The sequence below is a fragment of the Methylobacterium soli genome, from assembly GCF_008806385.1.
Classification (GTDB): domain Bacteria; phylum Pseudomonadota; class Alphaproteobacteria; order Rhizobiales; family Beijerinckiaceae; genus Methylobacterium; species Methylobacterium soli.
On record NZ_VZZK01000006.1, the window covers coordinates 196,449 to 207,985 of the forward strand.

Consider the following 11,537-nt stretch of genomic DNA (forward strand, 5'->3'; position numbering starts at 1 on the left):
TCCGGCGCTATCTAGCGCCGCAAAATGCGGCGCGCGAGAGTCCAAGGGCCGAAGAGATGCCGGCGCGGTGGCGCCGGCTCAGTGGCGCCGGATCTCGACGACGTGGCTCGCCTTGCGGGCGAGATCGTTCCAGCAAGTCAGGGAGGCATCGGCCGCGCGCTGCATCTCGCCGACCTGCAGGCGAAACAGGTCGGCCGGCGACTTGGCGGTCGAGAGAGCCTGGATATGGGCAAGCGCCGCCGCGCTCTCGTTGCGCAGGAAAGCGAACAGCGTCGCGTTGATGCCGCCGATGTCGAGGGGCTGCGCCTTCAGGCCGACGCTCAGCCGCTGGAAGCCGGAGGTTGCGGCGCGAACGGTCTCGGATGCGGCCGCCAAGGGAGCCGAGACGGGGGCCGAGACGGGAGCCTCGGCGGAAGCCGGGAGGGCGGGCTCGGGTTCCGGCTCGGGCGCGGATTCGGGCACCGACTCAGGCTCCTGGCCTGCGGCCTCGACCGGCTCCGCTGCGGAGATCGCGGCAGGTTCGGGCTCGACGACGGGCTCCGGCTCGGAGACCGGGGCCTCGGATGCGGCGTCGAGGGCGGCCGGCTCGGGCTCGGCGGCGGCCTCGGAGACGGCCTCGGGCGCCGGCTCGGATTCAGGCTCCGGCGGTTGGGGATGGGTCTCGAGCGCGTCCGGGGACACGCTCTCGAGAAGCTGCTCGTGCAGCGAATCCTGCGGGTGCGCGGGGACGATCGGCAGCGACGGCGCGCCGGTCTCGGGGGCGGCGTCGGCGATCGGCGCGTCCGTTTGCGCCTCGGGGGCCGCCAGGACGCTCTGTGGGCCCTTCGGCGCGCCGCGCTGTCCGCTCCGGCTGGTCCGCGATGTCCGACCCTTCACCATCGATACGATCTCCTCACACGCCTCAATCGGGCCGCCCGCGCCGGTCTTCGTCCCGGCGGGAGGCCCTTGGGTCAGGCCCGCCGCGTGGGCGGGCCGCGCCGGGTTCAGCGCGTCGCGTTCTGCGCGATGCTGCCGAGCTCCTTGGCCTGGGCCTGGATCGCGGCGAGCTGGCTGCGCAGGAACTCGCTCTGCAGCTCGAAGGCCTCGCGGAGGTCCTTGGTGCGCACGAGCTTCTGGGCGAAGTCGAAGGTGGCGTTGGCGTTGGTCTGGGCGTGGTCGAAGCCCTTCACGACCGCGGCCTGCAGGTTCGATTGGAACGTCTGCCCGGTGGTCTGCGCCTGCTCGGCGGCCTTGAGGGCGTTGCTCATCAGCGTGCCGACGGCGTTGCGGGCCTGGTCGACGCTCTTCTCGGCAAAGTCGCGCATCTCGGTCGGGATCTCGAAGGTCTGGGTGGTCATGTCGTCTCCTCGAAACGTCTTACGTCGGGCGCGGCACGTCCGGCCGCGGGCAACGGGTGGACTTATGTTGCAATGCAACATGGAAGTCAAGGCGAAATGACGCGGCCCGGAACAAAGCTCCAACGGGCCCGAAACGCAGCTGAACTGGCATCACATCAGGCCGAACCAGCCTAAGGCATTCCACCCGCAGACGTCAATTTCACGATAGTTTTCCTGAGAATGGGTCCAACCTCTGCCCAAACTTCGATTGATCCCAGTCTGAGGCCGCCAGTCCAGCACCGTACGGACCGATGCCTGCGTTCCTAAAGCTTAGCCGGAAGCGGATCAGAGACTTCGATCCGCGAATCGGTACGGTCCGGTACGCCGGAATGTTGCATTGCACACGAACGATTGTGCACGATTTGCTCGTACAAGCGTGAGAGATCGCGCGCATGGGCCTGCAACGTCATCGGCTCCGCCCAGTAGGCCGCGTGGGCGGCGCGGCCCATCGCGGCGGCGCGCGCGGAATCCGCGAGGGCCCCGAAGGCCTCAGTGAGTTCGGCCGCGCGCGGGGGAACCACGAAGCCGGTCTCCCCGTCGCGGACCTTCTCGGCGGCCCCGGACCGGTCCGAGGCGACGACCGGGATGCCGGCCGCGAGCGCCTCGTAGACGGTGAGCGGGCCGGTCTCGTACCAGCGCGAAGGCGCGGCGAGTGCCCGCGCGCGCCGCCGCAGGATGGACTGGACCGCCTCGGGGCTCTGCCAGCCCAGGAGCTCGATGCCAGGGCGCTGGCGCAGCGCGTCGCTGAGCGGCCCGGTGCCGATGAACAGAGCGGGCAGCCCGGCCGCCCGCGCCGCCTCCGCGACGAGGTCGGCGCCCTTCTCGCGGGTGAGGCGCCCGACATACACGATGGCATCGCCCTCCCCCGGGGCGGCGGGCCCGCGCTCGGCGACCCGGACCGGGTTGTCGACGCGGTGATGCGTGAGGGCGTAGCGCCCGAGCATGCCCCCCATCCGGGCCCGGCTGGCGTCGCAGACATGGACGACGTGCAGCGCGGATTGCCCGATCGCCTGGCGCAGGGCCGCAGTTCGGGCGACGCGCACCATCTTGTGAAGGCGGCTGCGCGAATCGCAGGGCGCGACGAGGCAGGCCGCCGACATCGGCCGCAGGCCGCAGGGCTCGCCCGTATCGAACCGGTAGGCGACGCCGTTCGGGCAGGCCAGGAAGTAATCGTGCAGCGTCAGCAGCACCGGCACGCCGGTCCCGAACAGGACCGGGAAGATGCTCGGCGACAGGCTGCGGGTCCATTGGTGCAGGTGGATGCAGTCGGGCCGGTGCGGCAGGGCCGCGAGGGCGCCGGCGAGGCGGTGCGCCGCCTCGCTGCTCCAGATCCCGGAGAGCGCCGCCGCCACGGCCGGGCGGCTCCAGGCATCGGCGAGGCCGAGATCGATCCGGGTGAGGCGCGGATGCTCCAGGAGCGGGTCGGCCTCGCCGGTCACCGCCTGGATGTAGGTGACCGCGTGGCCGGCCTCGGCGAGGCCGCGGGCGGATTCCAGCGCGACCTTCTCGGCGCCGCCGCTCGGCACCGCGAACTCCGCCAGGATGACGATGTGCATGGCGCCCCCGCGCGCGGCCTGTCGGCCCCGGTCAGCCCGCTCGCCAGGTCCAGGCCTCCACGACATCCGCAGGGCGAGGGGCAGCATCCGGAGGTTTACGGGCAATCAACTGCCGTCCGGTAAACATCCGCGACGACGCCGGGCGGACGCGTGAGGTTTTGAGCGCGCGAGGATTGGGCGGTGAGGGCAGGACGTTTCGAAATGCATGTCTTCATCGTCACCGATCACGCCTTCATCAATGGCGGCCAGGCCAAGGTCGCCCTCGATTCTGCCCTCGGGCTCGCCGGGCGCGGGCATCGGGTCACGGTCTTCGCCGCGGTTGGCCCGGCCGATCCGCGCCTCGCGGCGGCGGGGATCCGGGTCGTCTGCCTGAACCAGGACGACGTCACCACGGCGCGCAGCAAGCTCGCCTTCGCGGTGCAGGCGATCTGGAACCGGGCCGCCGCCGAGGCGCTGGCAAGGGAACTCGCGCGCCTCGACCCAATGGAGGCGATCGTCCATGTCCACGCCTTCGCCAAGGCCCTCTCGCCCGCGATCGGCCGGGCCCTGCGGGGCTCGCGCCTCGCCTGCCTCTACACCATGCACGAGTTCTTTCTCGTCTGCCCCAATGGCGGGTTCTACGAGTATCCGGCCGCGCGCATCTGCCACCGCACCCCGATGTCGGCCGCCTGCCTGACCACGCATTGCGACGCGCAATCCTATCCGCGCAAGCTCGCGCGGGTGGTGCGCCACGCCGCCCTCGACCACGTCGCCCGCCTGCCCGACCTGTTCCGGCACGTGATCACGATCAGCGACCTGCAGGAGCGCGTGGTCGCCCCGCTTCTTCCGGCCGGCACGCAGTTCCACAGGGTCGACAACCCGATCGCCGTCGACGAGGCGCCGCCGCGCGCGGGCGCGCCGGGGGATTTCCTGTTCGTCGGCCGCATCTCCACCGAGAAGGGCGCCCCGATCTTCGCCGAGGCCGCGCGGCGCGCCAACATCCGCCCGGTCTTCGTCGGCGACGGTGAGCGGGCCGCGGATCTGCGCGCGCGCTATCCCGAGGCCCTGATGCTGGGCTGGCGCGATCCCGCCGGGGTGCAGGCGCTGATGCGCCAGGCCCGCGCCCTCGTGTTCCCGAGCGTCTGGTACGAGGGCCAGCCGCTCACCGTCTACGAGGCCCTGGCCTGCGGCACGCCCGTGATCGTCAGCGATGCCTGCGCGGGCCGCGAGGCCGTGGAGGACGGCGAGACCGGCTTCTGGTTCCGCTCGGGCGATCCGGACGCGCTCGCGGCGCATCTGCGCCGGCTGCAGGACGACGCCACCGCCGACCGCATGGGACGCGCCGCCCATGCCCGCTACTGGGCCGCCCCCTTGAGCCGCGACGCCCATCTCGACCGGCTCACCGGCGTCTACGAGACGGTGATGCGCGAGGCCGCCCTCGGGCGCAGCCGGACCGGCGCGGCCAGCCGCCCCCGCGCCGTCGCCCCCGCCTGATCCTCCTGGCCACCGCCCCGCGCGACGGAAACACCGGCAGCCCGCTCGCGTTGAGGGGGATCGGCACCGCGACAGAGTGCCCCCGTCACAGCAGGAGGGCCAGATGGCCGACGACGCCAAGACGAATCCGAAGAACGCGACCAAGCCCGGCTTTCAGCAGGACAGCGCCGCGCCGGGCGACGGGCAGAACCCCGAGAACTCGCAGAGCAAGCTGAAGGAGCGGCTCGACGAGGCCCTGGAGGAGACCTTCCCGTCGAGCGACCCGGTCTCGGTCAAGATCACCAAATAGCCCGCGGGCGCCCGGTCCGGACGAGACAGGCCGGGATGCCCCGACGGGCATCCCGGCCCTCGCGGTTCCGGGCGCCGGCTCCTAAAAGCCGGCGCCGCGGCCTCAGGCGGCTTCGAGCAGGCGGCGGGCGATGACCTGGGCCTGGATCTCGGCCGCGCCCTCGAAGATCGACAGGATGCGGGCGTCGCAGAGCAGGCGGCTCACGGCGTATTCGAGCGCGAAGCCGTTGCCGCCATGGATCTGCAGGGCGTTGTCGGCGGCCGCCCAGGCGACGCGGGCGCCGAGCAGCTTGGCCATGCCGGCCTCGAGGTCGCAGCGCTTGCCCTCGTCCTTCTCGCGGGCCGAGAAGTAGGTGAGCTGGCGGGCGATGTTGATCTCCACCGCCATCATGGCGAGCTTGTCGGCGACGCGCGGGAAGTTGACGAGCGCCTTGCCGAACTGCACCCGCTCCTCGGCGTAGCGCAGGCCGACATCGAGGGCCGACTGGGCGACGCCGATGGCCCGGGCGGCGGTCTGGATGCGGGCCGATTCGAAGGTCTGCATCAGCTGGGCGAAGCCCTTGCCCTCGACCTCGCCGAGGAGGTTGGCGGCCGGCACCTCGAAGCCCTCGAAGGCGAGCTCGTACTCCTTCATGCCGCGATAGCCGAGCACCTCGATCTCGCCGCCCGAGAGGCCGGCGACCGGGAACGGGTCCGCATCTGTGCCGCGCGGCTTCTCGGCGATCAGCATCGAGAGGCCCTTGTGGCCCTTCTCCTCCGGCTTGGTGCGCACGAGCACCGTCATGATGTCGGCGCGCACGGGGTGCGTGATCCAGGTCTTGTTGCCCGAGATCTTCCAGGTGTCGCCCTCCCGGACCGCCTTGGTGCGCAGGGAGGCGAGGTCGGAGCCGGTATTCGGCTCGGTGAAGACGGCGGTGGGCAGGATGTCGCCCGAGGCGATCCTGGGCAGGAAGCGGCTCTTCTGCTCCTCGGTGCCGCCGCACAGGATCAGCTCGGCGGCGATCTCGGAGCGGGTGCCGAGCGATCCGACGCCGATATAGGCGCGGGACAATTCCTCCGAGACCACGCACATGGAGATCTTCGGCAGGCCCATGCCGCCGTATTCCTCCGGGATCGTCAGGCCGAAGACGCCGAGCTCGGCCATCTTCTGCACGATCTCCATCGGGATGTAGTCGTTCTTCAGGTGCCACTCATGCGCCTGGGACACCACCTCGGCCTTGCCGAAGCGGCGCATCTCGGAGCGGATCGCCTCCATGTCCTCGTCGAGGCCGGAATCCCCGATGGTGGCCGAGCCGCCATTGTCGCGGATGCGGGCCACCAGGGCGGCGCGGTTCTCGGCGGTGTTGCCGTAGGCGATCAGGGCCTCGACCGCGTCGGAGCGGAACTGCGCCGCCTCGCGGGCCGAGAGGCCGAGGGACCCGGTGGGGCGCACCATCTCGCCCTGGCTCATCGGGATGCCGGAAAACATCTGGTCGAGATACTCGCCCGCGCCGATCTTCACGAGGAGCGTCTCGGTCTCGCCGAGCTTGCCGGCCTCCTGCAGCGTCGCGGCGTAGCTCGCGAGCTCGCGCACCGCCTCGCCATAGGTGGCGATCCAGGCGAGGCCGTGGGCGGCGTGCTGCTCGGCCTCGAGCTTGGCCGGATCGACCTTGCCGTCGGGGCCCATCACCCGGGTGCGGACGCGGCGCGTGGCCTCGGCGACGAGCTTCTTGGCGGAGGCCGCCGCGTCGCGCGTCAGCGCGACGAGATCCTGCGGCTCCTGCGAGACGGCGGGGGAAGCGGACATGTGTCAAACTCTCAAAATCGTTACGTGCTGAGGCTCATTATAGGCAGGATCGCCCGCACAGTAGAGGTTTCTCGCATTTCTGGGCCGATCATCTTCTTCGAATTCATTATACTTTTTGGTCAGCCCCGGTTCGCGATAGCGACTCCGGCGGCCGCCACGGTCATCCCGGCGAGCTGGATCGGGGTCAGCGCCTCGCCGAACAGGATGTAGGCCATGGCGGCCGAGACGGGAGGGACCAGGAACAGGAGCGAGGCCACCCCCGCCACCGCGCCGCGGCGGATTAGCCAGAGCAGGAGCAGGATTCCCGCCACCGAGTTGACGAAGACCGACCACGCCATCCCGATGGCAAGCGGCAGGGCCGGCTCGAAGCGCCCGTTCTCCGCGAGGAGCGCGAGCGGGATCGTGAGCGCCGCCGCGCCGAGGAACTGGACCGTGGCGTTGGTGATGAGATCGGCGCCCGCGCTCGTGCGCTTCTGCCACAGGGTGCCGAGCGTCATCGCCGCCATGGCCCCGAAGGCGGCGGCGAGCGCGAGCGGCGGAATTCCGGAGGTGCCGGCCGCCCCGATCTTCGGGGCCAGGACGAGGCCCGCGCCGACGAAGCCGACCCCGATGCCGAGCCAGCGGCGCCGGCTCACGAATTCGCCGAGGAGCGGGCGCGCCAGCATGGCGGTGAGAAGCGGCTGCAGGCTGCCGACGAGGGCCGCGATCCCGGCCGGCAGGCCGCGATTGACCGACCAGAACACCCCGATCACGTAGAGCCCCTGCATCAGCACGCCCGCCACGACGGCGTTGCGCCAGCCGGCCAGGTCCCGGGGCCAGCGCGCCCCGGCGATCCAGGCGATGCCGGCCAGGACCAGGGCGACCGCGGTGACGCGGGCCGCCACGAAGCTCAGCGGCTCGGTATAGGGGGCGACCAGGCGGGCGGCGATGAACCCGGTGGCCCAGATCACCACGAACAGGCTCGGGACGATGCGGGCGACGGCGGGCGGGCGCGGGGCGGTGGACATGGCCCCGCGCAGGCATCATGCCGCCGGGAGCTTGGCAACCGGGATCTGCGCGGCGGGGCCCGCGGGCCGCTTCGTTTCATCGCAGCGTTGCGCGGATCCTTCACCGAGGCCCCGAACGGTGCGGCGACCGGCCTGACGCGTTGACGAACGGGCGCCCGCGCCCTCGTATCCCGGCAGCCGCCGCCGCGACGCCCGAGTAGCCCTTTCGTGAGACGCTTCCGCACCAGCCTCGAAGTCGCCGGGATCGCCGCGCAGCGCTTCGTGTCCCATGACGGCTGGGCGATCGCGAGCCACATCGCGCTCTCGATGCTGACCTCCCTGTTCCCGTTCCTGATCCTCTTGGCGGCGCTCGCGGGCGTGTTCGGCACCAAGTCGCTCGCCGACGAGGCGGGGGTGCTGATCTTCGACGCCTGGCCGCGCGAGGTCGCCAAGCCCATCGTCAACGAGATGCACCGGGTGCTCACCGAGCAGCGCGGCGGCGTCCTGACGATCGGCGCGGTGCTGGCCCTCTACTTCTCGTCGTCGGGGGTCGAGAGCCTGCGGGTCGGCCTCAACCGGGCCTACGGCCTGCGCGAGGTGCGGCCCTGGTGGCTGACCCGCCTCGAATCGATCGGCTACGTGGTCTGCGGCGCCTGCGCGATGCTGGCCTTCGCGCTCCTCGTGGTGCTCGGGCCCCTGATCTGGCGCAACCTCCTCAACGTGGCGCCGGGGCTGGAGCCCCTGAGCCTCACCGTCGCGATCGGGCGGATCGGCATCACGGCCTTCCTGATCGCCAGCGTGCTGATCATCGCCCACAAATTCGTGGCGGCCGGCCGCCGCAGCGTCTGGTCGGTGCTTCCGGGCGTCGCCGTGACGCTGATGCTCTGGTTCCTGGCCGGTCTCGGCTTCGGCTACTATCTCGACCGCTTCTCGACCGCCTACGCCTCCACCTATGGGGGCCTCGCCACCGCGATGGTGTTCCTGGTCTTCCTCTACTGGCTCGCCGCGATGTTCCTGTTCGGCGGCGAGATCAACGGCACGGTCATCGCCGCCCGCCGCCGGCGGCTGCAGGCCCAGATGCATGCCAAGCACGAGCGCGCCCGCCTGCTCTGAGAATGGCCGCCTTCGCCCGAGCGTACGCTCGGCACGAAATTCTCGGAACCGAACGCCGTTTCGGCGACTTGGCCCCATGCTCCATGCGATGTTTCCACCTTGCACGGCCTGCTTCCCCAGGGAGGCGGGCCGTTTTGTTGCGGCCCCCGGGGCTTAAGCCGCGGGGCCTTCGAGAAACAGGCCGGGGCGGCCTCAGGCCGCGAGCGGCATCGCCTCGGAATCGGCCTCCGCGGCCATGAACTGGGCCCGGGCGAGCTCGGCGAAGCTGCCGTTCTCGGCGACGAGGTCGTCGAAGGTGCCGGCCTCGACGATGCGGCCCTCGTGGAAGACCAGGATGCGGTCGGCGTTGCGGATGGTGGCGAGGCGGTGGGCGATCACGAAGGTGGTGCGGCCCTCCATCACGGCCTCCAGCGCGCCCTGGAGCTTGCGCTCGGTGGCGGCGTCGAGGGCGCTCGTCGCCTCGTCGAGGATCAGCACCGGCGGGTTCTTGAGGAGCGCGCGGGCGATGGAGAGGCGCTGGCGCTCGCCCCCCGACAGGGAGCGGCCGCGCTCGCCGATGACGGTGTCGAGGCCGTCGGGCTGGCGGGCCATGAATTCCCGGGCCTGGGCTCGCTCCAGGGCGTCGAGCATCTCCGCATCGGTGGCGTCCGGGCGGCCGACCTGGAGGTTCTCGCGGATCGAGCGGGCGAACAGCATCGGCTCCTGGAACACGACGCCGATATTGTGGCGCAGGCTCGAGAGGCCGATGTCGCGGATGTCGGTGCCGTCGATGCGGATCGCGCCGCTCTCGGGGTCGAAGGTCCGGTGCAGCAGGCCCAGCGTCGTCGACTTGCCCGAGCCGGTGGTGCCCACGAGCGCCACGGTCTCGCCGGCGCGGGCCGTGAAGGAGACGCCGTCGAGCGCCTTGCGGCGGCCGTCATAGGTGAAGTCCACGCCCTCGAAGCAAACCTCGCCCTCGAAGCGGGCGATGGCCTTGGCGTTCGGGCGGTCGCGCACCGCCGGCACCGTGTCCACGATGGCGAAGAACTCGGCCATCTTGGGCGCCTGCTGGAACAGGCCGTTGACGAAGCTGACGACGTGGTCGAGGCGCGAGACCAGCATGGTCGCGAGGCTCATGAAGGCCACGACCTCGCCGACCGTGGTGGCGCCCGACTGGTAGAGGACGATGCCGGTGATGAAGATCGCCGTCATCGTGAGCGTCGCGGCGGCCTTGGTGGCGACGGCGGCGAGCGCCCACCACGACAGGACCGGGATCTGGGCGGCGAGCAGGTTGCGGATGATGCCGTGCATCGCCTCCTTCTCGGCCTTGGCGCGGGTGAAGGACTGGATCACCGCGACGTTGCCGAGGGCGTCCGAGGCGTGGGCGGCGAGGCCCGAATGGTAATGCTCGACCTCGCCCTGCAGGGTCTCGGTCCGGCGCATCACGAAGGTGGTGAGCGCGGTGAAGACCACCACCAGGACGACCAGGATCGAGCCGAGCTGCCAGTTCACGAACAGGGTGAGGGGCAGGAGCACGCCGAGGGAGACGAGCGCGGCGAAATGGTCGCGGAAGAAGCCGAGCCAGAGCCAGGCCATGCCGTTCGTGCCCTCCAGCATCGCCTTGAGGACACGGCCCGAGTGGTTCGTGGAATGGAAGGCGATCGGCAGGTCGAGCACGTGCTCGAAGTAATTGGCCATGGTGGTGAGGCGGCTGCGATGGGCGAGCCGGTCGGAGTGGAGCGCGATGGCGACGCCCGCCACGATGGTGAAGAAGCCGAAGGCCACCCAGGCGACGATCAGCGGCACCATGGTGGCGAGGGCGTTCGCGCCGCTCTTGAGATGGGTGAGCTGGTCGATGATGCGGCCCATCAGCAGCGGCTCGGCGAAGGCCGCGACCGCGAGCGCGACATTCGCCAGCGCGAGGCCGCAGGCGAGGCGCCTGTCGGGACCCAGAAGCCCCATGACCCGCGCATAGAGTCGAACCAGCGACATGACGAGCTCCGATACCCTGCCCAAGGCGTGGCCCGTGTCTCCGGGTCCTTCGCCGTCGATCTGCCGCCTCGCCGTCGCGGGCCCGCGCGGGGCCCTCCAACCGGTTGAGGCTGCATGCCTTATGACGGTTCCTGCCTGAACGCAGCATGACGCCGGCCGCAAGGGGCCAGCGCGATTTTTACGGTTCGTTCAGCGAGATTCCGTATCGGTCGAGACGGAGCCGCGCCCCGGCGATCCGCCAGCTCCCGAACCGCGTCATGGTCACGGGCTACACGGCGAGCGACCGGCTGGGCACCCGCCCCCCTGCCCCGCCCTGGGAATTGTCGGCCGGCCGCGCCAGGGTGATGGGGACGCTCCTCAAGGAAGCACCCCCGACACCCCTCAGTGGTTTCCCCTGAGGACCGAGCCGGAGGACGGCGCCCCTACTTGGCGACGAGCAGCGCCCAGTAGACCTTGTACTTCGAATTCGGCGCGTAGGCGGTGGCGATGCCCATGCGGGCGGCACCCGGGTCGAGCATCACGGCATTGTGCGAGGGGCTGTCGCGCCAGCCCGAGAAGGCCTCGGCCAGGGTGTGGTAGCCCGCCGACAGGTTGGCATTGGCGGATTTGTAGCCGAGATGCTCCACCGCCGCCTTGACGGTCTGGGCCTTGCTCGGGCGGTCGGCGAGCGCCATCGCGGCGGCCTCCGCCTCGGCGAGGCGCTGCAATTCGGGATCGAGGACGAGCTCGGTCCCGCCGCGGCCCCGGCGATAGGCCGAGATCATGTCCCGCGCCGCCGCCGTGTCGAGCTGCGCCGTGTTCGTGGTCATCGGCCAGTACAGGCTCGGCAGGGCCGCGCTCGTCTGCGGGCCGCCGGCGCAGCCGCTCAGCAGCCCCGCGGCGGCGAGGCCGAGAAGCGGCAGGGCCAGGAGCGGCGGGAGGAGCCGCGGGAGGTGCGGCAGGCGGAGCGGCTTGGCCACAGCTCTCGCGACAACACGGACACGCACGT

The 11,537-nt window shown here is 71.0% G+C and carries 11 protein-coding genes; 4 read left to right on the top strand and 7 right to left on the bottom strand.

Going from position 1 to position 11,537, the window contains the following annotated elements:
* Positions 1-78: 78 nt before the first annotated feature.
* The 3 genes from F6X53_RS08060 to F6X53_RS08070 form a co-directional block, all read right to left on the bottom strand.
* A complete protein-coding gene (locus F6X53_RS08060; RefSeq protein ID WP_150999265.1) occupies positions 79-879 on the bottom strand; it encodes a phasin family protein in 801 nt (266 codons plus the stop codon).
* Between the two features lie 104 nt (positions 880-983).
* The gene (locus F6X53_RS08065) at positions 984-1,337 is read right to left on the bottom strand and encodes a phasin (RefSeq protein WP_150999267.1); all 354 of its coding nucleotides are present in this window, start codon (positions 1,335-1,337) and stop codon (positions 984-986) included.
* A 302-nt stretch (positions 1,338-1,639) separates the two neighbouring features.
* Positions 1,640-2,932: a glycosyltransferase gene (locus F6X53_RS08070; RefSeq protein ID WP_150999269.1), complete on the bottom strand. Its 1,293-nt coding sequence runs from the start codon at positions 2,930-2,932 to the stop codon at positions 1,640-1,642.
* Positions 2,933-3,133: 201 nt separating this feature from the next.
* Between F6X53_RS08070 and F6X53_RS08075 the strand changes: the two genes are divergently transcribed.
* Positions 3,134-4,405: a glycosyltransferase family 4 protein gene (locus F6X53_RS08075; protein WP_150999270.1), complete on the top strand. Its 1,272-nt coding sequence runs from the start codon at positions 3,134-3,136 to the stop codon at positions 4,403-4,405.
* 103 nt (positions 4,406-4,508) lie between these two features.
* A complete protein-coding gene (locus tag F6X53_RS08080) occupies positions 4,509-4,694 on the top strand; it encodes a hypothetical protein (RefSeq protein WP_150999272.1) in 186 nt (61 codons plus the stop codon).
* 102 nt (positions 4,695-4,796) lie between these two features.
* Here F6X53_RS08080 and F6X53_RS08085 read toward each other — a convergent pair whose 3' ends face one another.
* Together F6X53_RS08085 and F6X53_RS08090 are read right to left on the bottom strand one after the other, a co-directional pair.
* Positions 4,797-6,479: an acyl-CoA dehydrogenase family protein gene (locus F6X53_RS08085; protein ID WP_150999274.1), complete on the bottom strand. Its 1,683-nt coding sequence runs from the start codon at positions 6,477-6,479 to the stop codon at positions 4,797-4,799.
* 119 nt (positions 6,480-6,598) lie between these two features.
* Complete coding sequence (locus F6X53_RS08090) at positions 6,599-7,486, bottom strand: DMT family transporter (protein WP_150999276.1); 888 nt, start codon at positions 7,484-7,486, stop codon at positions 6,599-6,601.
* Positions 7,487-7,693: 207 nt separating this feature from the next.
* On the opposite strand from F6X53_RS08090, the gene F6X53_RS08095 reads away from it, so the two are divergent.
* Positions 7,694-8,578, top strand: a complete 885-nt coding sequence (locus tag F6X53_RS08095; protein ID WP_150999278.1) for a YihY/virulence factor BrkB family protein — start codon at positions 7,694-7,696, stop codon at positions 8,576-8,578.
* 192 nt (positions 8,579-8,770) lie between these two features.
* Here F6X53_RS08095 and F6X53_RS08100 read toward each other — a convergent pair whose 3' ends face one another.
* A complete protein-coding gene (locus F6X53_RS08100) occupies positions 8,771-10,549 on the bottom strand; it encodes a glucan ABC transporter ATP-binding protein/ permease (protein WP_150999280.1) in 1,779 nt (592 codons plus the stop codon).
* Positions 10,550-10,695: 146 nt separating this feature from the next.
* On the opposite strand from F6X53_RS08100, the gene F6X53_RS08105 reads away from it, so the two are divergent.
* On the top strand, positions 10,696-10,947 hold the full coding sequence (locus tag F6X53_RS08105) for an OmpA family protein (RefSeq protein WP_150999282.1): 252 nt from the start codon (positions 10,696-10,698) through the stop codon (positions 10,945-10,947).
* Between the two features lie 24 nt (positions 10,948-10,971).
* Here the strand turns inward: F6X53_RS08105 and F6X53_RS08110 are convergent, their stop codons facing one another.
* Entirely contained in the window at positions 10,972-11,508 is a 537-nt protein-coding gene (locus F6X53_RS08110; RefSeq protein WP_425324684.1) for a CAP domain-containing protein, read from the bottom strand.
* Positions 11,509-11,537 lie beyond the last annotated feature (29 nt).